Source organism: Nocardia sp. NBC_00565, assembly GCF_036345915.1.
Lineage (GTDB): Bacteria > Actinomycetota > Actinomycetes > Mycobacteriales > Mycobacteriaceae > Nocardia.
On record NZ_CP107785.1, the window covers coordinates 5,893,504 to 5,916,482 of the forward strand.

A 22,979-nucleotide genomic window follows, 5' to 3' on the forward strand; every position below is an offset into this window, starting at 1 on the left:
ATCGAATTGGAGTCGAACCCGCCGCACTGTCGGTGTCATACGATGTAAGTCGTCCGCTGTACCGGCCGCGACAATCTCATCTGCTGAGGTCGGATGGCATGCGATGACATAAAGGGCAGCGCGGCCTTGGGCATGTCCCGCACGGTACCTCGTTCGCTGTGATCGAATCGAGTTCCCCGGAACCGAGCCGATGAAACCTCCCACGGATCCTGGGTCCGGGTAAAGGGGTGTGCGGATATCGCTAGAAATGCCACAGGGGGCAGGACGAACCGTTGTGGGCGACCACAATGGGCGTGGGAACGGCTCGGGTGGGAGCCACACCGAAAGGAGCACCTGGCAGCGTGATCACGAGATTGACGCCGCAGGACACATCGTTCTATCGGCTCGAGTCGAGTAGCAATCCGATCCATATCGGCTCTCTCGCGATCGTCCGAGGCAACGACACCGCGCAGGGGGAACCGGCGCTGGACTACGACCGGCTGGTCGATCTGGTGGAGAGCAGGCTCTCCCTGGTCCCCCGCTATCGCAGGAAGGTGCGCGAAATCCCGTTCGCGCTCGGCCGCCCGGTCTGGGTCGAGGACAGCCACTTCGACATCACCTATCACATCCGCCGCTCCGCGCTGCCCGCTCCGGGCACCGACTGCCAGCTGCACGATCTGGTGGCCAGGCTGGCATCGCGACCGCTCGATCAGAGCCGGCCGCTGTGGGAGATGTATCTGATCGAGGGACTCGCGGAGGGTCGGTCCGCGATTTTCACCAAATCGCATTCGGCGCTGGTCGACGGGGATACCGCGCTCGAGATCGGGCACGTCATCCTCGACACCAGCGCCTCGCCGCGCGATATCGCCGACGACGCCTGGATCGCACCGCGCGAACCCAACGAGATGGAGCTGCTGGTCGGCGCGCTCGCCCAGCTGGCAGCCCAGCCGCGTGGGGCGCTCGAGGTCGCCCGCGATGCGAGCGCGCACGCGTTCTCGGTGGTCGCCACCACGGGCAAGGCGGTGGACTCGGTGGTCTCGGCCGTGCGCGCGGCCACCATCGGCGCACCGGACAGTCCGTTGAACGCCAAGACCTCGCGTAACCGGCGCTTCGATGTGGTGCGCACGGATCTGGAGGACTACCGCAAGATCCGCAAGCGCTTCGACTGCTCGATCAACGACGTGATCCTGGCCGTGGTCACCGGCGCGCTGCGCAACTGGCTGCTCTCCCGGGGTGAGGCGCTCACCGAATCGACCGTGCTGCGCGCGGTGGTGCCGATGTCGGTCTATGTCGAGGGCATCGATGACCAGCTCAAACCGGCCAGCGAGGTGTCCTCGTTCCTCATCGATCTCCCGGTGGGCGAACCGAATCCGGTGATGCGGATATCGCACATCTCCCATGCCACCGAGGCCAACAGCAAGCACCAGCGCGGTGTCCGCGCGCGCACCCTGGTGCACCTGGCCGGATTCGCTCCGGCCAGCCTGCACGCGATGAGCGTGCGGGCGGCGAGTACGTTCGCAGAGCACACGTTCAATCTGGTGATCACCAACGCACCGGGTCCGCAGACCCCGATGTACATCGGCGGCGCGCGGATGCTGGAGATGTATCCGGTGTCGCCGCTGCTGCGCAACCAGGCCTCGAGCATCGGGATCACGTCCTATGACGGACGCGTCTTCTACGGACTCAACGCCGACCGCGACGCGATGGCCGATATCGATGTGCTGGCCGCGTCGGTGCACGAGTCCATGGAGGAGATGCTCGGTGCCTGCGTCTGATCAGAACACCCTGCGGGTGTATGTCCCCACCACCGTGCCGATGCTGCGTGAGCTCGTCGCGAACCGGGAATTGCTCCCGGTCGGCGGCACCGCCTTCGCGGTCACGCCGACGCTGCGCGAGGCCTACGCCTCCGGCGATGACGAGGAGTTGGCCGAGGTGGCGATGGCCGAGGCCGCGCGGGCCTCGCTGCGACTGCTGGCCGCCGAGCGCGAGGACGCCGCCGAGGCGGCCGATGACGCCGATGACGCCGAATCGGCGGACGCCGACAGCCCCGCACCGGCCGCGACCTACCACAGCCCGGTCTACCGGCGCGCGGTCATCGCGGCCGATGTGACCGGCGCGAAGTTGCGCCCTGACCTGGACGACGCGGTGGTTCGCCTGGCCGGACCGATCACCTACGACCGAATCGCCTCGGTGCACGTCGACCTGGCCGAGGCCGAACCAGAGGTGGCCAAGGCGGTCGATGTCGTCGACGCCGCCGATCTCGGCGACACCGACGCCGAATTCGTGCTCGGCGATGCCGAGGACCATCAGCTCGCCTGGTATGCCGCGCAGGAACTGCCATTTCTGCTCGAACTTCTGTGACGAACAACCTCGACACTCCGCGCTAACCTACGATGCCGTAACCTGGCTGCGAGGCGGGCCCACTGGTGGCCGCTACGACAGGGAGACGAACGGCGGCAATGGTCTTGAGAAAAGCGGCATCCTCGGTGCGGACGGTCAAGGAATGGCTGGAGGCTCCGGCGGCCGAGGTCGCCGAGCGCGGCGGACGGCTGAACGTGCTGCGCGGAGCCGTCGCGCGCGTCACCACCCCGCTGCTGCCCGACGACTATCTGCACCTGGCGAATCCGCTGTGGTCCGCCCGGGAGCTGCGCGGCCGAATTGTCGAGGTGCGCAAGGAGACCGCGGACTCGGCCACCCTGGTCATCAAGCCGGGCTGGGGCTTCGACTGGAAATACGAGCCTGGTCAGTACATCGGCATCGGCATCCTGGTCGAGGGCCGCTGGCACTGGCGTTCGTACTCGCTGACCTGCCCGCCGAACTGGACCGATCCGGAACATCGCGGTAAGCGGCTCATCTCCATCGCGGTGAAGGCGATGCCCGAGGGCTTTCTGTCCAGTCATCTGGTCAGCGGTGTCGCCGCGGGCACCGTGGTCCGGCTGGCCGCACCGCAGGGCGGTTTCGTACTGCCCTCGCCACCGCCGGAGAAGGTGCTGTTCCTCACCGCGGGCAGCGGCATCACCCCGGTCATGGCCATGCTGCGCGCGTTGGACCGCCGCGATGTGGTCACCGATGTGGTGCACGTGCACTCCGCACGAACCCTCGACGACGTGATGTTCGGCGCCGAACTGCGTGATCTGCACGATCGCCGCCCCAGCTTCTCCTCGCACCTGCACCTCACCGACGAGCACGGCCGCTTCTCGCTGACCGCGCTGGACGAGCACTTCCCGGACTGGCGGGAGCGCCAGACCTGGGCTTGCGGCCCGGCCGCCATGCTCGACGAGATCGAGCACCACTGGCGCGATGCGGGCATCAGCGATCGCGTGAACGTGGAGCGATTCGAGATCGAGCGTTCTGCCGTCGGTGAGGGCGGCACCGTCACCTTCGGCAAGACCGGGCGCACCGCGGAAGTCGACGGCGCGACCAGCCTGCTGGAGGCGGGCGAGACCGTCGGTGTGCAGATGCCGTTCGGCTGCCGGATGGGTATCTGCCAGACCTGTGTCGTGACATTGACTTCCGGGCATACCCGCGATCTGCGCAACGGTGACGAGCGCCGCGAGGGCGACAAGGTGCAGACCTGCATCTCGGCCGCGGCGGGCGACTGCACGCTCGACGTCTGAGACAGCACACACGCAGCCGCACCGTCGGGAGGATCCGACAGGTACCCTCGAGGTACATCCAGTCAGGGAAAGGACCCCGGTGGCCATCACCGATATCAAGGCGTTCGCCCATCTCACGGCGGCCGACATCGAAACACTGGGCCAGGAACTCGATTCCATTCGACGCTCCGTCGAATTGTCCCGCGGCGAACGTGACGCGAAGTACATCCGGCGCACCATCGCCGCGCAGCGCGGCCTCGAAGTCGTCGCGCGCGCAGTGCTGTTCGGCAGCCGCAACCGCTGGGCCTGGCTGACCGGAACGGCATTGCTGTCGGTCGCCAAGATCATCGAGAATATGGAACTCGGGCACAACATCAGCCACGGGCAATGGGACTGGATGAACGATCCCGAGATCCACTCCAGCTCATGGGAATGGGATATGACCGGGCCTTCGTCGCAGTGGCGGCGGGCGCACAACTACTCCCACCACACCTATACCAATGTGCTCGGCAAGGACGAGGACCTCGGGTTCGGCATCCTGCGGATGACCCGCGACGAGGAGTGGCGGCCGGTCCACCTGGTCCAGCCGTTCGCGAACATCCTGCTCGCCGCGACCTTCGAATGGGGTATCGCGCTGCACGACTGGGATATCGAGAAGGAAATGTCCGGCGCGCCCAAGCAGCTGACGTCGGAGCCGAACAAGGAGTTCGCCCGCAAGATCACCCGCCAGGTGGCGAAGGACTTCCTGTTCTACCCGGCGCTCACCGGACCGGCCTTCATGTCGACACTCAAGGCGAACGCGACCGCCAACCTGGTGCGCAACCTGTGGGCGTACGCGGTGATCTTCTGCGGCCACTTCCCCGACGGCGCCGAGAAATTCACCATCGAGCAGCTCGAGGGCGAGACCAGCGGCGAGTGGTACCTGCGCCAGATGCTCGGCAGCGCCAACTTCAAGGCCGGACCCGCGATGGCCTTCATGAGCGGCAACCTCTGCTACCAGATCGAACATCACCTGTTCCCCGACCTGCCGAGCAACCGGTATCCGGAGATCGCCGAGCGGGTCCGCGAACTGTGCGATAAGTACGACCTGCCCTACACCACCGGCTCGCTCGGCAAGCAGTATCTGCTGGCCTTCCGGACCATCCACAAGCTCGCGCTGCCGGACCGCTTCCTCAAGCGCACCGCGGACGACGCGCCGGAGACCTCCTCGGAGCGCAAGTTCGCGGGGGTCTCGTTGCCCGCCATGCCCTCGATGCCGACGGCCGAGCAGTTGGCCGACAAGTGGAACGAGACGCACTGGCTGCCCATCGACCCCGAGACCGGTAAGCGCCGCGGTCTGCGTTCGGCGCTGAACGAGGCCAAGGTGGTGTTGCGGGAGAAGGCCAGGCACGAGAAGGAAGTGCTGCGCGAGGCCAAGCTGGCGCTGCAGGAGAAGGCGCGTCAGGAAAAGACCACGTTGCAGCGCAAAGCCATGCGGGAGCGGGCGATCCGGCGCATTCGACGCCGCAAGTGATATAGCATCCCGAGGACACATTCGCAATAGGGGATTTACCACATTTAGGTGACGCTCCTCATAACCTACGGTCTCGTAACCTACGGTACTGTAACCACCATGGCGATCTCGGATGTCAAGGAATACGCGCACCTCACCGAAGCTGACGTGGAGGCACTCGGCGCGGAATTCGACGCGATCCGCCGGGATATCGAGGACTCGCGTGGTGAGCGGGACGCACGGTACATCCGCAATGTCATCCGGTTGCAGCGGGCGCTCGAGATCAGCGGGCGCGCGGTGCTCTTCGCCAGCTTCCTGCCGCCCGCCTGGTTCGCGGGCGTCGCCCTGCTCAGCACCGCCAAGATCATCGAGAACATGGAGATCGGGCACAACGTCATGCACGGGCAGTGGGACTGGATGAACGATCCCGAGGTCCACTCCAGCTCGTGGGAATGGGATAACACCGGCCCGTCCAAGCACTGGAAGCACACGCACAACTACCTGCACCACAAGTACACCAACGTGCTCGGCATGGACGACGACATCGGCTACGGCCTGCTGCGCGTCACCCGGGACCAGCGCTGGAAGCCGTTCAATATCGGCAATCCGGTCTACAACCTGGTGTTGCAGCTGTTCTTCGAATACGGCGTCGCGATCCAGCATCTGGAGCTCGGTAAGATCGGCCGTTTGAAGGAAGGCTCGCCCGAGCGGGCCGAGTTCGAGGTCAAGCGCCGCGAGGTGCTGGTCAAGATCGGCAAGCAGGTCGGCAAGGATTACCTGCTGTTCCCGCTGCTGACCGGGCCCGCGTTCGTCTCGACGCTCACCGCGAACCTGGCCGCCAATATGATCCGCAATGTCTGGACCAACGCGGTGATCTTCTGCGGCCACTTCCCCGACGGCGCGGAGAAGTTCACCAAGGCCGATATCGAAGGTGAATCCAAGGGCCAGTGGTACCTGCGCCAGATGCTGGGCAGCGCCAATATCTCCGGTGGTCCGATCACGCACTTCATGTCCGGCAACCTGAGCCACCAGATCGAGCACCACCTCTTCCCGGATCTGCCGAGCAATCGCTACGCCGAGATCGCGGTGCGCGTGCGCGCCCTGGCCGAGAAGTACGACCTGCCCTACACCACAGGCTCGCTCCCGGTGCAGTACTACAAGTCCTGGCGCACCATCCTCAAGCTGGCGCTGCCGAACAAGTACCTGCGCGCGACCGCCGACGATGCCCCCGAGACCGCCTCGGAGCGCAAGTTCGAAGGCAATGCCGTGCCGAGCTTCGACCCGGTCACCGGCAAGCGCCGCGGCCTGCGCACCGCCCTCGCCGATGGGCGCCGCCGCTTCGCCAAGCGTGCCCTGCCCATCGGCTGAGACCTGCTCTCGGAAAACGAAGGCGCCCACCAAAATTGGCGGGCGCCTTCGCCGTCCCCGATCCCGTCCGGAACGGTCCGCACTGTTAGGAGACGAGTGTGCGGCCCGTCCGTCCGGTGACGGTCATCTGGTACGCGCGCAGCCACCGGGCACGCAGCCGGCGGCGGGCGTTGACCTGCGTCGAGGGTGGTCATTCGCTGGTGGTTGACTGGGCAGGTGGGTGTTGCGGACATCAGTGTTTACGAGGCCATTCGGTTGCGGCGCGATGTGCGTGCGGAGTTCACCGGGGACCTCGTCGACGATGCGACGATGTGGCGGATTTTGGATGCCGCGCATCGGGCGCCCAGTGTTGGCAACTCGCAACCGTGGGACTTCGTGGTGGTGCGCGAGGCGGCGACGCTACGGAAGTTCGCCGATCATGTCGCCGAGAAGCGGATCGAATTCCGCGACGCACTGCCGCCGGAGCGGGCGGCGACCTTCGAGCCGATCAAGATCGAGGGCATCACCGAGAGCGGTACCGGCATCGTGGTCACCTATGACCACGACCGCGGCGGCCCGCAGGTGCTCGGCCGCGCCACCGTCCCCGAAACCGGCATCTATTCAGCGGTTCTCGCGATCCAGAACCTCTGGCTGGCCGCGACCGCCGAACAGGTCGGCGTCGGATGGGTCTCGTTCTACGACGCGGAATTCCTGGCCGACCTGGTCGGCCTCCCCGACGGCATCCGCACCGTCGCCTGGCTCTGCGTCGGCCCGGTTCACGAATTCCAGCAGATCCCCGACCTGGAACGTTTCGGCTGGCGCACCGGCCGCCCCCTGACCGACGCCATCCACCACGAAACCTACTCGCCCGCCCCTCCGCCCCCTTAGGCCGTACCAGCACTCACACTGATCGCTCCCACGGCAATCAGAGCCCGTCGCGCGTGATGTCCGCGCCCTCGGGCGTGCGCACCCGCAACACCTCGCCATCGAAACGCCCCGAATCGATGGCCGCGGCGGCCCGGTGATGCGAGCGCACCGCGAACTCGTCCTGATCCGCCCGGCTGATCCCATGCACGCGAGCCATCTTCTCGGCCGATTCCCCCATCACCTCGCCGGTGGTGCGCTCGGCGCACGCCCTCGTCACCGTGTACCCCTCACACCCGGCGTCGAGACCGAGATCCAAGCCTCTAGCCGACACCCGACGGCACCCGGCTCAGCGATCCCCTCCATTCGGCCGCTGAGCCGGGCCACTGTCCCGCAGGACCGACCTGCCGCGCGCCAACCGAGTCCACAAGCCATGGACAACTCACCGGATCACGCCCTGAACGGATCCGACGGCTTATCGCCTTGCCCACGACGCAAATCCCCGAGCACCCACGACCGGCGAGGTCCGCGGAGGCGGCGGAGTCCGGCCTACCGCGCGCCATTGCGCAGCAGACCGGATGCGCCCGTCCCGGCGAACGCCCCTGCTCGTCCCGGAACGCAAGGCCGACGTCGACACCTTTCAGCGCGAACGAACAGTAGCAATCTTTCTATTAGTTTTTCAAACCTTTTCTATGAAGTTGTCTTTTCGCCCAAAAGAGCTCTAGCATGAGGCTCACTATGCAAAGCCCTTCGGAGCTGTCGCGACAGAAGCGCTTCGGCCGCATCATCAAGGAACGCCGGGACGAACTCGGCCTCACACAGATGCAGATCGGCGATCTGGGCGGGCCCTCCGCGCCGACGATCCGGAAAATCGAAGACGGCGATGCGACGATCAGCACGCACACCCTGAACAAACTCGACGCGCCACTGCGCTGGCTGCCCGGCAGTGCGGCACGCACCTACGCGGGCGGCGAACCGACCGCGGGCGAAACCGCGGCACACACCGCGAGCACCGGCGAGTCGATCGTCTCCGGCCCCGACTCGATCCGCTTCGAGCTCGCGGATCTGACCGGCCTACTCGCCGCCGCCGGTCGGCTCAATGACGCGGTCGAGCGCGGTCGGACCACCGAACCCCATCTGGTGTCGGCGATTTCGGATCTCAACGGGGTCGTCTCCCGGCTGTCCGCGCGCTACGCCACCGCGATGCTGGAACGCAACGGCGGTCCGGGGCGGCCGCTGCGCCCCTTGGTCGCGATGGCGTTCTCCCATCTGCTCGATGTCCCCGCGGCGTCGAGCGATCCCGCCGAACTGGCGGAACGTCGGTATCGTCGCTGGCTGGCCGGGCGCGCCGAGGACGTGGACACCGCGACCGAGGCCCGATTCCGGGCACGCTGGCTGGCGGCCGATCCCGGCGCGGCATCGATTCGAAACGGTAAGCAGTAGAGGGCGAGTAGATGACCGACGATGCGACGGGCCGAGCGCGAATGACGCTCAGCCACAAGGTGAATCGACTATTCGCCACCGTGCACCCGCGTTCGCAGCCCGAGCGCACGACGGCCTCGGTGGCCGAACAGGTCGGCGCGCAGCTGGGCCGCGACGTCCCGGTGAGCCGGATCGACCGTTTGCGCCGCGGCGAATTCGACGCCGCACCAGTCGGATCCGACCTGCTGATCGCGATCGCGCACTGCTTCGGCGTGAGCCCCGACTACCTGACCAGCTCCGGACCCGCGGCGGCCGCAATCGATCGCGAACTCGAACTCCTGGCCACCATGCGCGACGCCAATGTCGCCAGCATCGCGCTGCGCGGCTCCGATGTCGATCTCACGACGCTGACCGCGCTCATCGCGAGCACGGATCAACCAGTGCCGGACCGACCACAGATCGAACGGTTTCCGAACACTCGGTAGCATCGTCTCCTACACGGGGCCGGACCCGCAACGCTGTAGGAGATTCATCGAATGCCCGGTATGCAGAACCGATTTCGGGAAGTGTCCCGGGACGTACCGATACCGTCGCCCTGGGATCTGACCGACTACCTCGACGCCGTCGCCGACCATCGCGGTCGCACCATCACCCTGCAACCCGTCGACACCGCATTGCTGGCCGGCACCGGCTGCGGCACCGGCAGCGGTCTGTGGATTGCCAAGTACGACAGCGACATCATCGTCTACGGCGCCGACACCACCGAATGGCATGCCGAGCACATCATCGTGCACGAACTGGGTCATATGCTGCTCGGCCACGGACCGGAATCGGCCACCGCACAACCCACACCGCCGCCCCGGCCGCTGACCGCCATCGCCGAACTGCTGCCCTCGATCTCGCCGGAGTCCATCGCGTATGTGCTCGGACGCAGTGACTACGAATCGGCTCGGGAACGCGATGCGGAGACCTTCGCCGATCTGGTGATGGTGCAGGCGATGCGCCCGCGACGCCGAGATTCCTTGCTGCACAGAACCTTTTTCCGAGAGCTCCCCCGCCACCCCGGACCTTAGGCCGGTCGTAAGTACCACGACCGTGTCGTCGCGAGCCGCCGGTCCAGCACCCGGCTGAATTCTGGACGTACCCGACGAGTTCCCCATGTGCGTACCAAATCAGTGGCACCTGAACGCAAAATCTCCGGGCACCCAACCCGTCGGCTGAATACCCGGAGATACGGAGAACCTACGCTAGCCGGATCAGGCCGTAGTCGAACGCGTGCCGACGATAGACAACCGACGGTCGGTCGGTCTCTTTGTCTTGGAAGAGGAAGAAGTCGTGACCGACGAGCTCCATTTGATAGAGGGCGTCGTCGACGGACATCGGGGTCGCGGTGTGGACCTTGGTTCGAACGATATGGCCGGGACCGGCCGCGTAATCCGGAGATTCCGGTTCGGCGGACCGTCGGCCCTCGACCTCGGGATGGTCGTGCGCCGCGGTCGTTGTCCCGTGCTCCGGCGCGAACAGAGACTCATCGACCAGATCGGCGGTGGCCTCGGCGACCGACACGGGAGTCTTGTCCCCGTAGTGCACCCGGCGCCGATCCTTCGTCCGGCGCAATCGGCTTTCCAGCTTCGCGGTCACCGATTCGAGCGCCGCGTAGAAGCTGTCCGCGCAGGCCTCGGCCCGGACGATCGGCCCCTTGCCGCGCGCGGTGATCTCGACGCGCTGGCAGCTCTTGCGCTGACGACGGTTGCGCTCGTGGAACAACTCCACATCGAAGAGGAAAATGGACGGATCGAAGCGTTCGAGACGGGAGATTTTCTCCGCGACATAAATTCGGTAATGGTCAGGAACCTCGACATTGCGGCCCTTCACCACGACATCGGCGCGAGGCGCTCGAGGTCGGTCCGCTGTGGGTTCATCTGTTGCTTCCAGGGTGCCGTCATCCAGCACCGATGACTGAGCCTCTTTAACAGAGGGGGCAACTTTCACTGAAGGTCGTGAAGAAGTCGTCACGCGTACCTCCCGGATATGGCCACACAAACCAACGTACGTGCGGCGGGATTAGCCGTGCCGATCGACAATCTCTCGGCACTTGATGTCCGAGGCGCCACCTCCAAACTCCCGGTTCGGGTGTGTGATCGCGACGCTAGTACGACAACGGGCGGTACGCCAGTGTTCACGCAAATTTTCCGGAGTCAAGCCGAACACGTCACCAACACGGCACAAACCGGCACTTCGATCCGGCTGAGCGCACGGACCGATTCGCGCGCGGTCGCACCGGTCGTCAGCACGTCGTCGACCAGCACAACCTCGGTATTCGCCGAAATCCGCGGCCCGGCTCCTGGACCGGGCCGGGCCACTACTCGACCGCGGATATTGTGTTGTCGCTCATTGGTTGTCAAGCCCACCGAATCACGCACACCCCACCACACCCGCAACATCGGTACCACCCGGCAATCCGGCAGCCACCCGGCCGCTGCGTGCGCCATGCGCGATACCGGATCCCCGCCGCGACGCCGCGCCGCCGCCCGCCGACTCGGCGCGGGCACCAACACCAGTGGTCGCTCGCCATCGCGCAGCCGCCCCAGCCCGTGCGCGAGCGCCAGTCCCAGCGGCTCGCCCAGATCGCGTCGTCCGCGTTCCTTCGCCGCGAGCACCGCCCGTCGCGCCGGACCGGCATATGGCCCGAGCGTCCAGCACGGCACGCCCGGATCGGTGCGCGGCCGCACCCGCACCGGTGGCCCGGCGACGGTCGCCGCACACTCCGCACACCAGCCGACCCCGGCCGTCCCGCATCCGGCACAGGCCGCGGGCAGGATCAGGTCCAGCAGTGTCCGCATCGCCGTAGTCTGCGCCCGCCCACCGACAGGTTCGCATCGGCCGAATGCCGGTGGCGCGGTACTCGTTTGGTCAGCCGGGTAGTACTGGAACCGAGTTGTCGCCGTTGAGACCCGGCACCTCGCGCCAGAAGCGGTCGGTGCTCTGCTCGCTGTACTGGAGTTGGAGTACGGCGCGGGAGTCCCCGACGTACTCGGCATCCGGGGAGGCGCTGACCACCCGGACGGGTGCGGTCAGATTCTGGCTGATCTGCGGATTCGGCTGAGATCCGTCGATCGAAACAGTCGACAGCGGATCGACATTGCCCTCCCTGGCAATGACGATGGTGTCCGCGGTGAGCCAACTCAACGACACCGCGCGGGTGCTGAGCGTCAGCGCGAGTGGCAGCGGCGAGGTGAGCGCGTACTTGCCGTCCGGGCGTCGCTCGACCACCGCGAGATAGACCCTGCCGTCGGCGATCAGCGCCGCCCGCACCCCGGTGCGGGAGATCCGCAACTCGGTGATGGGCAGCCGCAACGCGGACCCCTGGGGCGAGGTCGTCAGCGCTGAGGTGTCGACCTCCTGGACCGAGACCGTCGCGGTGGCGCGATCGTTGACCGCGCGGATGACCCGTTCACCATCGATGACGGCCCAGGCGGCGGTGCCGTCGGCGTTCCAGGACGGCCTGCTGATGGTCGAGCCCGCGGCGACCGGAAAGGCATTGCCGCCATAGCTGCCGACCATCAAGGTGCGCGGCGGCTCCGGCGGCGGACGACCGGCGTCGGCCACGGCGGCGACCAGTTGACCGTCCGGTGACAGTGCGACCGACTGCAGATTGTTCACCGCGCCGAAATAGCCGGGCGGGGTGATCATGCCGCTATCGGTGACCTGCACCAGCGAGCCGTTGCGCAAGGCGTGCAGCCCGATCTGGTTGCGCGCGTAGACGGCCGGGCTCAGCTGTTCGACATCGGCGACCGACCAGCCGTTGGCGGCGAAGCGATCGTCGAACGGTTTACCGTCGGCCAACAGCATGTACGGACCGAGGATTTCGGCGCCCGCCAGCGTGAGCACCACCTGTCCGGCCAAGAGCTCCCTATCGCGCGGCGACAGCGCGGAGGCACCGGCGAAATCGATGCGCACGCCGCCGAGTCCGACGCCGACGTCGGTATCGTCGTTATTGGGCTTGGTGATCGGGCCGCGCACGGTCACCGGCGGCGCGAGTTCATTGCGCACCACCGAGGCGAGCGCGGGCTGGGTGCCCTCGGAGAGCAGGCTGAGCAGCCGCTGGGTCAGCTGGTTCTTGGCCACCGAGATCCAGCGCAGATCCGGTACGACGGTGGTGCCGGAGGGGTCGATGAAGTACAGCACGTAGCGGCGATAGGACTTGGCGAACGCGGTCTGTTCCATCACCACGCCGTCGGGCAGCTCATCGATGCGCCATTCGCCGTCGACCTTGGTCATCTCGATCTTGTTTTCCAGGGGCGCGTCGATGGCTCGATACGCGCCGTCGGCAGCGAGTTCGCCGACCTTGTGCGCCCGGATCACGTAGGTCGCCTTATCGCCGGAGCGCGACTCGCGCAGCGTATCGGCCTTGTCCACGATCAGGGTGCCCGCCGTGTCGTCCCACTGCGCCGACGCCGACTGTGTCATGTACTGGCGTGCGGCCAGGTGCCGGTTCGCCGGATCCGCGGTGGCCTGCAGGAAGTCGCGCAGCAACAGGTCCGGATCGCGGCCGGCGATGGGTGGCGGCGGACCGTCGGAGGTGGGTTCGCGATTGATGGTGCCGAGCGCCTGCGGCGCCGAGGACTCCGGCAGGCTCGCGCATCCGGTGAGCACCAGCAATGTCGCGACGGCGACCGCGCCGAGCACGGACGGCCGCAGCGATACGCGCTTCGGGAACCAGCTACGCACCCTCATGACTGTACGTCCCCGGTGTCACCGGACGCGCCGCGCCCGGCCTGCTCTGGTTCGACGATGTCGCCGTCGGTGGCGGCATCCGGATCGGCCGCCGCCACCGTGCCATTGGTGGGTGCGGACCCGATCGAGCCGACGCCGTTCGAGTCGGCGTCGGTGGCATCCGCGTCCGTCGCATCGACGGCACTCGGCTCGGTTTCGATCCGCGGGACCGGGGTCGACTCGGCGCCGTTCAGCTCGATGCGAACCACCGCCAACTCCGTGACCTTCGCCTCGAGGGCCGGGTCCGTGTCGACCGGTGGCGCGGGCAACGCCCTGCGCAGCACCGGTTCCAGCGGCAGCGGGCTCGCGCCCAACTTCTTGCCGCGCACCAGCGGCAGGGTCAGCCGGAAGCTCGCGCCGATACCGATTTCACCCCACGCCTCGAGCTTGCCCTCGTGCAGATTCGCGTCCTCGACGCTGATCGATAGACCGAGGCCGGTACCGCCGGAACGCCGCATCCGCGACGGATCCGAACGCCAGAACCGGTTGAAGACCAGTTTCTCCTCACCGGGCCGCAGGCCGACGCCCTGGTCGCGCACGATCACCGCGACCGCATTGGCCTCGACATCGCCGCGCATCCGGATCAGCACCGGCTTGCCCTCGCTGTGGTCGATGGCGTTGGCGAGCAGATTGCGCAGCACCCGCTCCACCCGCCGCGGATCGACCTCGGCGACCAGCGGATCCTCCGGCATATCGATGACGACCTCGACACCGGATTCCTTGGCCAGATGCCGCACGGTGGAGATCGCCGCCCGCGCGCACATCCGCACGTCGAGCGATTCGACCTGCAGTTCGGCCACACCGGCGTCGTGGCGGCTGATCTCGAGCAGATCGTTGAGCAGACCCTCGAACCGGTCAAGTTCGGTGACCAGCAGTTCGGAGCTGCGCGCCAGCGCCGGATCCAGATCGTCGCTGCTGCCGTGGATCAGGTCCGCGGCCATTCGGACGGTGGTCAGCGGGGTCCGCAGCTCATGGCTGACATCGGAGGTGAAGCGGCGCTGCAGATTCCCGAACTCCGCCAACTCACTGATCTGGTTGGACAGACTCTCGGCCATCTCGTTGAAGGCCTGGGCCAGCCGCGCCATATCGTCCTCGCCGCGCACCAGCATGCGTTCCTTGAGCCGCCCGTCGGCGAAGCGACCCGCGATCCGCGCGGCGGAGCGGATCGGCAACACCACCTGCCGGGTGACCAGCGCGGTGATCGCGGCCAACAGCACCAGCAGCACGATGCCGCCGATCATCATGGTGCCGCGCATCAGCGACAGGCTGCGCTCCTCATTGGCCAGCGGGAAGATCAGGTAGATCTGCAGCGTCGGGATCTCCGCGCTCGGGCTGCCGACGATCAGCGAGCGGCCGTGGTAGCCGTCCGGATCGGCAACCGTCGCGAACTGGTAGCTGACCTGATTGCGCGCTACGAACCGGCGCAGTTCCTCGGGCACCTCCTGGATCGGCCCGGTCGAGATCTGCTGCTGCGGAGTACCGCCGACCAGGCTCAGCGCCGAGTCGAAACTGCCTGCGACGCCGGTGGATTGGCCGGAGCCGCCGCGGTTGGACAGCGCATTGCGCGCATCGATGAGACGCTGCTGCTGGGTGCCGATGTCGTGCACGCCGGCGAGCTGACTCTCCACCGTATTGCGGGCGCGATCCATCTCCTCGACCGCGCCGTTGATCTTCGCGTCGATCAACCGGTCGGTGATCTGACTGGTCAGCACCACACCGAGAATCGTGATGACGATCAGCGACAGGGTGAGTGTGGACACGATGACGCGCAATTGCAGCGAACGCCGCCAAACGTGGCCGAGTGCGCTGCCGACCTCCCTGAGCCAAGCCGCCACCGGCGCGAGGGATCGTTCGAGACGCTGCACCATTGCGGGCGATGCGGTCGAACGATCCGCGTCGCCTCCGATCACGGCTTCGCCTCGCTGGCGCTCGGCTGCGCCGTTCTCGCGAACGCTGTGTCCTCGGTTCGCTCGCTCATGCCTACGCCTCGCTGGCGCTCGGCTCCGACATGACCGAGCAACTCGGCTGTGTCCTCGGTTCGCTCGCTGCGCTCGCTCACGGTGGTCCGGCCTTGTAACCAACCCCGCGGACGGTCAGCACGATCTCCGGGTTCTCGGGATCCTTCTCCACCTTCGCGCGCAGCCGCTGCACGTGCACGTTCACCAGCCGGGTGTCGGCCGCGTGCCGATAGCCCCAGACCTGCTCGAGCAGCACCTCACGGGTGAAGACCTGGCGCGGCTTGCGGGCCAGCGCGACCAGCAGATCGAACTCCAGCGGCGTCAGCGAGATCTGCGCGCCACCGCGGGTCACCTTGTGCGCGGGCACATCGATGACGATATCGGCGATGGAGAGCAGCTCCGCCGGCTCCTCCTCGGTGCGGCGCAGGCGGGCACGCACCCGGGCGACGAGTTCCTTCGGCTTGAAGGGCTTGACGATGTAATCGTCGGCCCCGGACTCCAGACCGAGCACGACGTCGACCGTATCGGTCTTCGCCGTCAGCATGACGATCGGAACTCCGGAGTCGGCCCGCAGCACCCGGCATACGTCGATACCGTTCATACCGGGCAGCATCAGGTCCAGCAACACCAGATCGGGGCGGAGCTCACGAACCGCCGCTAGCGCCTGCGTGCCGTCGCCGACCACATGCGGGTCGAACCCTTCCCCGCGCAAGACGATCGTGAGCATCTCAGCGAGTGCCATATCGTCGTCGACGACCAGAATCTTCGGCTTCATAAGTACTATGTTGTCATCTCTCTGGCCAGGAACGGGCCGCCACGCCATTAATGCTGCGAACCCGCCGCACATCCAACCTTATCGGGCAACAATTTCGGCAATTCGCGCGGCCAACGATGCTGGATCGTCATCGGATCGGAATACCCACCACGGGCTGCGCCAGTCCCGTTCGGCCAGCTCACGGTACACCGCCGCGGTCCGATTCTGCAGTCCGCCATCACGTTCGTAGGCGTCAAGTGCCCGGCTCGCGTCCAACTCGCCGCGCTTGCGCGCGCGCTCGGCCGCGACCTCTGTCGGCACATCCAGCAACACCTGCAGGGCGGGCACCGGCACGGCGAACCGATCGAACTCCAATTCGCCTACCCAGTCGACGATTTCGCCGTCCGCGGCCTGACTCGACCGGGCCGCGCTGTAGGCCGCGTTGGAGGCGACGTAGCGGTCCAGGATGACGATGTCGTTGTCCGCCAACAACTTCGACAGCCCGTCTCGGGCATCGGCCCGATCGAGCGCGAACAGCAACGCCATCGCGCTCACCGAGGCGGCCAGATCGCCGTGTGCGCCGCGCAATGCCTCGGCGGCCAGATCGGCATGCACCGACCGGTCGTAGCGTGGAAAGGCGAGTGTGTCCACCCGCAGCCCCCGGGCGCGCAGGTCCGCGACGACGCCGTCGATCAGCGTCCGCTTCCCGGCACCGTCGAGCCCTTCGACCGCAATCAACACGCTCATGGCGAGCAGGCTACCGCCCGACCTCTAGTTCTCCGAGGTCAGGGGGCCGAACTGACGGTGCCCCGCCGACCGGGGAGGTCGGCGGGGCACCCGGCATTCAGACCGCGGATCAGTAGCGGTAGTGGTCGGGCTTGTACGGGCCCTCGACGTCGACGCCGATGTACTCGGCCTGATCCTTGGTGAGCTTGGTCAGGGTGCCGCCGAGCGCCTCGACGTGGATGCGAGCAACCTTCTCGTCCAAATGCTTCGGCAGGCGGTAGACCTCGTTGTCGTACTCGTCCGGCTTGGTCCACAGTTCGATCTGCGCGATCACCTGGTTGGAGAAGCTGTTCGACATCACGAACGACGGATGTCCGGTCGCATTGCCGAGATTGAGCAGCCGGCCCTCGGAGAGCACGATGATCGACTTGCCGGACTCCTTGAACGTCCACAGGTCGACCTGCGGCTTGATATTCAATTTCGTTGCGCCGGAACGCTCCAGCGCCGCCATATCGATCTCGTTGTCGAAGTGACCGATATTGCCGAGGATGGCCTGGTCCTTCATCGCCTTCATGTGCGCGAGGGTGATGATGTCCTTGTTGCCGGTCGAGGTGATCACGATGTCGGCGTTGCCGATCGCGTCTTCCACAGTGACGACGTCGTAGCCGTCCATCAGCGCCTGCAGCGCGTTGATCGGGTCGATCTCGGTGACCTGCACCCGGGCGCCCTGTCCCGCAAGCGATTCCGCGCAACCCTTGCCGACATCGCCGTAGCCGCAGATCAACACCTTCTTGCCACCGATCAATACGTCGGTGCCCCGGTTGATTCCGTCGATCAGCGAGTGGCGGGTGCCGTACTTGTTGTCGAACTTGGACTTGGTGACCGAGTCGTTGACGTTGATCGCCGGGAACACCAACTCGCCCGCGGCCGCGAACTGGTACAGCCGCAGCACACCGGTGGTGGTCTCCTCGGTGACGCCCTGGACCGATTCGGCGATCTTGCCCCATTTGGTCTTATCGGTCTCGAAGCGCTCGCGCAGCAGGTTCAGGAAGACCTTGTACTCGGCCGAATGATCCTCGTCCTCCGGCGGCACCAGGCCCGCCTTCTCGAACTGCGCGCCGCGCAGCACGAGCATGGTGGCGTCGCCGCCGTCGTCGAGGATCATGTTGGCGGGCTCGCCCGGCCAGGTCAGCATCTGCTCGGCGGCCCACCAGTACTCCTCCAGGGTCTCGCCCTTCCAGGCGAAGACCGGGGTGCCCTTGGGCTCGTCCACGGTGCCGTGCGGGCCGACGACGATGGCCGCGGCGGCATGGTCCTGGGTGGAGAAGATGTTGCACGAGGCCCACCGCACCTCCGCGCCCAGCGCGGTCAGGGTCTCGATGAGCACCGCGGTCTGGATGGTCATGTGCAGCGAACCGGAGATGCGCGCGCCCCGCAGCGGCAGCACCTCCGCGTACTCGCGGCGCAGTGCCATCAGGCCGGGCATCTCGTGCTCGGCGAGGCGGATCTCCTTGCGGCCGAATTCGGCCAGCGCCAGGTCCGCCACCTTGTACTCGATGCCGTTGCGGACATCGGCGGTCAGGGACGTGCGTGCGGGAAGTTCTGAGGTCGTCATCTGCCTCTATCAGCCTCTCCTGGTTCGTCAGTACCGAGATAAGGCTAACCGCTGCGGGCCGAGATGAACTACGCGGTCACACCGTAGGTCATCAGGATCCGACGGCGCTTACGCGGCTGGATATTCGCAAGGGTGATGTCGCCGCCGTAATGGGCCAGCACGCGGTGATCCATGATGGCGCGCCACAGCGGTGGGATGGCCGCGAACACGATCATGCTGAGGTAACCGGCGGGCAGTTGCGGCGCCTGCATCGAACTACGCAGGGTCTGGTAGCGGCGGCCTGGATTCGCGTGGTGGTCGCTGTGTCGCTGCAGGTGGAACAGGAAGATATTGGTGACGAGATGGTCGCTGTTCCAGCTGTCGCGCGGCGAGCAGCGCACGTACTGACCGTTGGGTCGACGCGCCCGCAGCAGCCCGTAGTGCTCGACGTAGTTCACCGTCTCCAGCAGTGCGATACCGAGCGCTGCCTGCACCACCAAATACGGCAGTATGTGCCAACCGAACACTGCGAGCAGGGTGCCGAACAACGCCGCACTCATCGCCCATGCCTGCAAGATGTGGTTGTGCACGCTGAACCAGCGGAGGCCCTTGCGCGTCAGCCGCTCACGTTCCAGCGACACCGCCGAGCGGATACCACCGGAAATGGTGCGCGGCAAGAACTCCCACAGCGACTCGCCCATCCGGGCACTGGCCGGATCCGCCGGCGTCGCCACCCGGGCATGGTGGCCACGGTTGTGCTCGACGAAGAAGTGCCCGTATCCGGACTGTGCCAGTGCGATCTTGGCCAGCCAACGCTCGAGATGCTCGGCCCGATGCCCCAGTTCATGCGCCGCGTTGATGCCGATACCGCTGACGAACCCGAGAGTGACCGCGAGTCCCACTTTGTCGACCACGCGCAACTCTTCGCCCGCCCACATGTAGGCGGCGATCCCCAGGCCGGTCAGCTGGATCGGGAGGAACAGATAGGTGCACCACCGGTAGTAGCGGTCGTTGGACAGCAACTCGTAATCCTCGTCGCGCGGATTGGTGCCGTCCTCGCCGACTATCCAGTCCAGCAACGGGATCGCGATCAAAATGATGACCGGCCCGATCCACCAGAAGACGGGGGCGCCGGTCCGCAGGACGAGTTGCGAGGGCAACAATGCGCACGCAGGAGCGATCAGACCGAGAACCCACAGATGGCGTTTGGGGTCTGGAGACCCGGCCGGTTTGCCAACCGTTTGCACGTTTGCCCCGCTAAATAAGAACCCAATTCTGACGAATGACAATACAGATAGACTTTACGTCCGTTACATCTCAGATTTATCCCCAACGGTGACAGCGGTTACATGCCAGCCAGTCGGTTTTTAAGCACGTTTGCATGTGATCATGATCACCGCACACTCGTCGCAATCGCGCAAGAGCCGTGCGCGGCGTGCTAGCGCCGCTCCCGGGCCGCCAGGATTGCCTCGACGTACGGACTGAATACGGCACTCAACTCAGCGGGCGCATTGCGTCCCGGTGCGGGCGGCGTGGGGATGTAGCTCAACGCAATGCGCACGAGGGCCTGCGCGAGCACATCCGATTCGATGGCCGTCGCCCGCACCCAGCTGTGCTGGAACGCGATGGACAGCCGCGCGGTGGCATGCTCGAGCAACGGCTCGGCATCAAGGGTGATGAGCCGCAACAGATCCAGCTTCACCTCACCCGCGAGCAGCGACCGCACCAGCGGGTCGGCGGCGGCCGCCTGGAAGAAATCGCGCAGCCCCTCTTCGAACGCGGCGCGCGCGTCGTCGACATTGCCGTCGATGGCGGCGCCGACGTGATCGACCAGATCGTCGGCCAGGCGCAGCGCGTAGGACTGCGCCAGCCCGGCGCGCGAACCGAATTCGTTGTAGAGGGTCTGCCTGCTCACCCCGGCCCGGGTGGCGACGTCGCCGAGGGTGATCTTCGACCAGTCCCGTTCGGTGAGCAGCTCGCGCATCGAATCCAGCACAGAGGTGCGCAGGAGGTCCCGCGCTGCCTCCTGATAGGAAACCCTCGGTCCGGTGCGCGGCATACCCGCGAGGTTGTCACGGGTGGTTACCGCAGTCAAAATTCACGACCGTTCGATCTCGACCATGTAGAAGTCGGCCTTGGCCGCGCCGCAGTCCGGGCAGGACCAGTCGTCGGGAATATCGTCCCAGCGGGTGCCGGGCTCGATCCCGTCCTCCGGCCAGCCCTTGGCCTCGTCGTACTCGAAGCCGCACTGGATGCATTGAAACAGCTTGTATTCGCTCATTTTCGGACTCCTACAGGTTCGAAGTCGATCTTCTCGCGCACACCGCAGTCGGGGCAGCACCAGTCGTCGGGAACGGTTTCCCACGCAGTGCCCGCCGGAAACCCTTCGTGTGGCGCGCCTTTCAGCTCGTCGTAGACGTAATCGCAAACCGGGCAACGAAACGCACTCATCACTACGCTCCCGAGCCCGCAGCTCCGTAACGGGCGATCACCTTGTCCCGCTTGGCCGGATGGATATTAGCGCGGGTGATATCGCCGCCGTAGTGCGCGAGCACGCGCTTGTCCATTACGCGCCGCCACAGCGGCGGGAAGTAGGCCAGCAGGATCATGCTGGCGTAGCCGCTCGGCAGATTCGGCGCGCCATCCCAACTGCGCAGGGTCTGGTAGCGCCGGGTCGGGTACGCGTGATGATCGCTGTGCCGCTGCAGGTGGTACAGGAAGATGTTGGTAACGATGTGGTCGCTGTTCCAGCTGTGCACCGGGGCGGGCCGTTCGTATCGGCCGGACGCTGTGCGCTGGCGGACCAGACCGTAGTGCTCCAGATAGTTGACCGCCTCCAGCAGGCTGAATCCGACGACCGCCTGCAGGATCAGGTACGGCAGCAGACCGATCCCGAACACCGCGATCAGCACCGCATACAGCGCAACCGACATCAGCCAAGCGCTCAGCACTTCGTTCCGCGGACTCCACGGCTTCTTGCCGAGCCGCTCCAGCCGGATCTTCTCCAGCCGCCAGGACGAGCGGAATCCGCCCCACACCGTACGCGGCCAGAAGGCCCAGAACGATTCGCCGACACGGGAACTCGCGGGATCCTCCGGCGTCGCGACGCGCACGTGATGGCCGCGGTTGTGCTCGATGTAGAAATGGCCGTAGCAGGACTGGGCCAGTGCGATCCGCGACAGCCAGCGTTCTAGATCGACCTTCTTGTGGCCGAGTTCGTGGGCGGTGTTGATGCCGATGCCGCCGATTATGCCGACGGTGAGCGCCAGGCCGATCTTGTCGACGAGGTGCAGCCCGCCGTCGATGCCGAGCCAGCTCACGTTGTCCGCGGTGATCAGGTAGGCCGCCAGGATCAGCGTCGCGTACTGGAACGGCAGGTAGAGGTAGGTGAGGTAGCGGTAGTACTTGTCGTTCTCCAGGTACTCCATCACCTCGTCGGGCGGGTTGTCGCCGTCCGGGCCGAAGAAGATGTCGGCCAGCGGGATCAGCACGTAGACCAGCACCGGGCCGAGCCAGAACGGGACCTGGGCCAGCCTGTGCCAGCCGAATTCGTTGAACGCCCAGATCAGCGGCAGGGCGATGGTGAACAGGCCGGTCGGCGCGAACAGCCCCCACAGCCACATGTATCGCTTGCGGTCGCGCCAGTCGGTCGCCGCGACCTGACGGTCGGACGTATGGGTTTCCGTGGACATCGTTGTCTCCTCATCCGAGCAGCACATCACATGTGATGCGCAGTACCACCAAAGTTGACATTAGAGATCAACTTGTCGTCTGTCTAGACAAATTGGTCATTTTGTAAAGACTGGCGGAAACGGCAAATCGGACGATCGATAAGGAGCGTGCGGGCCCCGACCCGACGAAGCGCACGTGCCTCGGGTTTCCGTGACACGTGCGCTCGGTCTATGACAGGTCAGCGCAGCAAGACGTCGGCGTTGGCGGGCAGGGCGTCGATCGGCCACCAGCGCAGGTCGGTGGATTCGTGGCTGCGGATCGGGACGGCACCGGGCGGGGCCACGATCCGGAACAGCAGATCGAGGTGCCGGGTCGGGACGCCGAGCGAGCAGGTGATCGGATGCGCCTGCGCGCCGTATAGCTCCGGATCCATCCGGAGTTCGGTGATGCCCGACTCCTCGGTCGCCTCGCGCAACGCGGCGGCGGCCACCGTCTCGTCGCCCTCCTCGCAGTGCCCGCCGAGTTGGATCCAGCGCCCGACCCGCGGATGCAGCGTCAGCAGCACCTCGCGCCGGTCGTGTGAGAAGACGACGGCCGAGGCGGTGATATGCCCCGGGGCGTGCTCACGCAAACACCCCCGCGGCGCCGACCCGAGGAACGCCAACATCGCCTCCCGCAGCGACGCATCCGAACCCCCTGCCGGACACCAGGATTCGAGCAGCTCCGTTGCCGACGCGTGCAGCGAACTCGCACTCACAGATCCGCACCTCTTCGCGGCAAGCGCATCCGCCGGCCTCGA

General features: G+C 66.2%; 22 protein-coding genes and 1 pseudogene. 9 read left to right on the forward strand and 14 right to left on the reverse strand.

Annotation, left to right across the window (positions count from 1 at the left end; genetic code table 11):
* Positions 1-341: 341 nt before the first annotated feature.
* The 6 genes from OG874_RS27285 to bluB all read left to right on the forward strand — a co-directional run bounded on the left by OG874_RS27285 (position 342) and on the right by bluB (position 7,302).
* A complete protein-coding gene (locus OG874_RS27285; RefSeq protein WP_330249977.1) occupies positions 342-1,754 on the forward strand; it encodes a WS/DGAT/MGAT family O-acyltransferase in 1,413 nt (470 codons plus the stop codon).
* Positions 1,755-1,794: 40 nt separating this feature from the next.
* Complete coding sequence (locus OG874_RS27290; protein WP_330257433.1) at positions 1,795-2,340, forward strand: DUF6912 family protein; 546 nt, start codon at positions 1,795-1,797, stop codon at positions 2,338-2,340.
* Between the two features lie 98 nt (positions 2,341-2,438).
* Positions 2,439-3,596, forward strand: coding sequence for a ferredoxin reductase (locus tag OG874_RS27295; protein WP_330249978.1), 1,158 nt, complete (start codon positions 2,439-2,441; stop codon positions 3,594-3,596).
* Between the two features lie 79 nt (positions 3,597-3,675).
* Positions 3,676-5,088, forward strand: a complete 1,413-nt coding sequence (locus OG874_RS27300; RefSeq protein WP_330249979.1) for a fatty acid desaturase family protein — start codon at positions 3,676-3,678, stop codon at positions 5,086-5,088.
* Between the two features lie 99 nt (positions 5,089-5,187).
* Positions 5,188-6,435, forward strand: coding sequence for a fatty acid desaturase family protein (locus tag OG874_RS27305; protein WP_330249980.1), 1,248 nt, complete (start codon positions 5,188-5,190; stop codon positions 6,433-6,435).
* 231 nt (positions 6,436-6,666) lie between these two features.
* On the forward strand, positions 6,667-7,302 hold the full coding sequence (gene bluB / locus OG874_RS27310) for a 5,6-dimethylbenzimidazole synthase (RefSeq protein ID WP_330257434.1): 636 nt from the start codon (positions 6,667-6,669) through the stop codon (positions 7,300-7,302).
* A gap of 40 nt (positions 7,303-7,342) precedes the next feature.
* On the opposite strand, the pseudogene OG874_RS27315 reads toward bluB, so the two are convergent.
* Positions 7,343-7,597: pseudogene (locus tag OG874_RS27315) on the reverse strand (hypothetical protein); the annotation flags it as partial.
* A gap of 407 nt (positions 7,598-8,004) precedes the next feature.
* Here OG874_RS27315 and OG874_RS27320 point away from each other — a divergent pair.
* From OG874_RS27320 to OG874_RS27330, 3 genes are read left to right on the forward strand one after another with little or no spacing between them, the layout of a single operon-like run.
* Entirely contained in the window at positions 8,005-8,721 is a 717-nt protein-coding gene (locus OG874_RS27320; protein ID WP_330249981.1) for a helix-turn-helix domain-containing protein, read from the forward strand.
* An 11-nt stretch (positions 8,722-8,732) separates the two neighbouring features.
* A complete protein-coding gene (locus tag OG874_RS27325) occupies positions 8,733-9,185 on the forward strand; it encodes a hypothetical protein (RefSeq protein ID WP_330249982.1) in 453 nt (150 codons plus the stop codon).
* Positions 9,186-9,245: 60 nt separating this feature from the next.
* Positions 9,246-9,773: a hypothetical protein gene (locus OG874_RS27330; protein WP_330249983.1), complete on the forward strand. Its 528-nt coding sequence runs from the start codon at positions 9,246-9,248 to the stop codon at positions 9,771-9,773.
* Between the two features lie 169 nt (positions 9,774-9,942).
* On the opposite strand, the gene hpf is transcribed toward OG874_RS27330, so the two are convergent.
* The 13 genes from hpf to OG874_RS27395 all read right to left on the reverse strand — a co-directional run bounded on the left by hpf (position 9,943) and on the right by OG874_RS27395 (position 22,937).
* Complete coding sequence (hpf, locus tag OG874_RS27335; protein ID WP_442943431.1) at positions 9,943-10,650, reverse strand: ribosome hibernation-promoting factor, HPF/YfiA family; 708 nt, start codon at positions 10,648-10,650, stop codon at positions 9,943-9,945.
* 248 nt (positions 10,651-10,898) lie between these two features.
* Positions 10,899-11,543: a ComF family protein gene (locus OG874_RS27340; RefSeq protein WP_330249984.1), complete on the reverse strand. Its 645-nt coding sequence runs from the start codon at positions 11,541-11,543 to the stop codon at positions 10,899-10,901.
* Between the two features lie 70 nt (positions 11,544-11,613).
* Positions 11,614-13,431, reverse strand: coding sequence for an MtrAB system accessory lipoprotein LpqB (lpqB, locus tag OG874_RS27345; RefSeq protein ID WP_330249985.1), 1,818 nt, complete (start codon positions 13,429-13,431; stop codon positions 11,614-11,616).
* A gap of 2 nt (positions 13,432-13,433) precedes the next feature.
* A complete protein-coding gene (gene mtrB, locus OG874_RS27350) occupies positions 13,434-15,344 on the reverse strand; it encodes an MtrAB system histidine kinase MtrB (protein WP_330257436.1) in 1,911 nt (636 codons plus the stop codon).
* Positions 15,345-15,531: 187 nt separating this feature from the next.
* Positions 15,532-16,209 carry an MtrAB system response regulator MtrA gene (mtrA, locus tag OG874_RS27355; protein ID WP_433200345.1) on the reverse strand — a complete coding sequence of 226 codons (678 nt, stop codon included), beginning with the start codon at positions 16,207-16,209 and terminating at the stop codon, positions 15,532-15,534.
* 78 nt (positions 16,210-16,287) lie between these two features.
* The gene (locus tag OG874_RS27360; protein WP_330249986.1) at positions 16,288-16,935 is read right to left on the reverse strand and encodes a dTMP kinase; all 648 of its coding nucleotides are present in this window, start codon (positions 16,933-16,935) and stop codon (positions 16,288-16,290) included.
* A 109-nt stretch (positions 16,936-17,044) separates the two neighbouring features.
* Positions 17,045-18,529, reverse strand: coding sequence for an adenosylhomocysteinase (gene ahcY, locus OG874_RS27365; RefSeq protein WP_330249987.1), 1,485 nt, complete (start codon positions 18,527-18,529; stop codon positions 17,045-17,047).
* A 68-nt stretch (positions 18,530-18,597) separates the two neighbouring features.
* Complete coding sequence (locus OG874_RS27370; RefSeq protein WP_330249988.1) at positions 18,598-19,668, reverse strand: alkane 1-monooxygenase; 1,071 nt, start codon at positions 19,666-19,668, stop codon at positions 18,598-18,600.
* A gap of 278 nt (positions 19,669-19,946) precedes the next feature.
* Positions 19,947-20,567 carry a TetR/AcrR family transcriptional regulator gene (locus OG874_RS27375; protein WP_330257438.1) on the reverse strand — a complete coding sequence of 207 codons (621 nt, stop codon included), beginning with the start codon at positions 20,565-20,567 and terminating at the stop codon, positions 19,947-19,949.
* 39 nt (positions 20,568-20,606) lie between these two features.
* The gene (locus OG874_RS27380; RefSeq protein ID WP_040694906.1) at positions 20,607-20,789 is read right to left on the reverse strand and encodes a rubredoxin; all 183 of its coding nucleotides are present in this window, start codon (positions 20,787-20,789) and stop codon (positions 20,607-20,609) included.
* Positions 20,786-20,959 (reverse strand): rubredoxin, encoded by a 174-nt coding sequence (locus OG874_RS27385; protein ID WP_330249989.1) that lies wholly within the window; start codon positions 20,957-20,959, stop codon positions 20,786-20,788. Before OG874_RS27385 ends, OG874_RS27380 begins: the two co-directional genes overlap by 4 nt.
* Positions 20,960-20,961: 2 nt before the next feature.
* Positions 20,962-22,200 carry an alkane 1-monooxygenase gene (locus tag OG874_RS27390; RefSeq protein ID WP_330249990.1) on the reverse strand — a complete coding sequence of 413 codons (1,239 nt, stop codon included), beginning with the start codon at positions 22,198-22,200 and terminating at the stop codon, positions 20,962-20,964.
* Positions 22,201-22,418: 218 nt separating this feature from the next.
* Positions 22,419-22,937 carry an NUDIX hydrolase gene (locus tag OG874_RS27395; RefSeq protein ID WP_330249991.1) on the reverse strand — a complete coding sequence of 173 codons (519 nt, stop codon included), beginning with the start codon at positions 22,935-22,937 and terminating at the stop codon, positions 22,419-22,421.
* Positions 22,938-22,979 lie beyond the last annotated feature (42 nt).

Excerpts from the sequence above, each read along its gene's own strand:
- OG874_RS27290 (WP_330257433.1), top strand. The coding sequence starts at position 1,795 with ATGCTGCGTGAGCTCGTCGCGAACCGGGAATTGCTCCCGGTCGGCGGC.
- OG874_RS27295 (WP_330249978.1), top strand. The coding sequence starts at position 2,439 with ATGGTCTTGAGAAAAGCGGCATCCTCGGTGCGGACGGTCAAGGAATGG.
- OG874_RS27305 (WP_330249980.1), top strand. The coding sequence starts at position 5,188 with ATGGCGATCTCGGATGTCAAGGAATACGCGCACCTCACCGAAGCTGAC.
- OG874_RS27320 (WP_330249981.1), top strand. The coding sequence starts at position 8,005 with ATGAGGCTCACTATGCAAAGCCCTTCGGAGCTGTCGCGACAGAAGCGC.
- OG874_RS27325 (WP_330249982.1), top strand. The coding sequence starts at position 8,733 with ATGACCGACGATGCGACGGGCCGAGCGCGAATGACGCTCAGCCACAAG.
- OG874_RS27330 (WP_330249983.1), top strand. The coding sequence starts at position 9,246 with ATGCAGAACCGATTTCGGGAAGTGTCCCGGGACGTACCGATACCGTCG.
- OG874_RS27340 (WP_330249984.1), bottom strand. The coding sequence starts at position 11,543 with ATGCGGACACTGCTGGACCTGATCCTGCCCGCGGCCTGTGCCGGATGC.
- mtrB (WP_330257436.1), bottom strand. The coding sequence starts at position 15,344 with ATGGTGCAGCGTCTCGAACGATCCCTCGCGCCGGTGGCGGCTTGGCTC.
- mtrA (WP_433200345.1), bottom strand. The coding sequence starts at position 16,209 with ATGAAGCCGAAGATTCTGGTCGTCGACGACGATATGGCACTCGCTGAG.
- OG874_RS27360 (WP_330249986.1), bottom strand. The coding sequence starts at position 16,935 with ATGAGCGTGTTGATTGCGGTCGAAGGGCTCGACGGTGCCGGGAAGCGG.
- ahcY (WP_330249987.1), bottom strand. The coding sequence starts at position 18,529 with ATGACGACCTCAGAACTTCCCGCACGCACGTCCCTGACCGCCGATGTC.
- OG874_RS27375 (WP_330257438.1), bottom strand. The coding sequence starts at position 20,567 with ATGCCGCGCACCGGACCGAGGGTTTCCTATCAGGAGGCAGCGCGGGAC.
- OG874_RS27380 (WP_040694906.1), bottom strand. The coding sequence starts at position 20,789 with ATGAGCGAATACAAGCTGTTTCAATGCATCCAGTGCGGCTTCGAGTAC.
- OG874_RS27385 (WP_330249989.1), bottom strand. The coding sequence starts at position 20,959 with ATGAGTGCGTTTCGTTGCCCGGTTTGCGATTACGTCTACGACGAGCTG.
- OG874_RS27390 (WP_330249990.1), bottom strand. The coding sequence starts at position 22,200 with ATGTCCACGGAAACCCATACGTCCGACCGTCAGGTCGCGGCGACCGAC.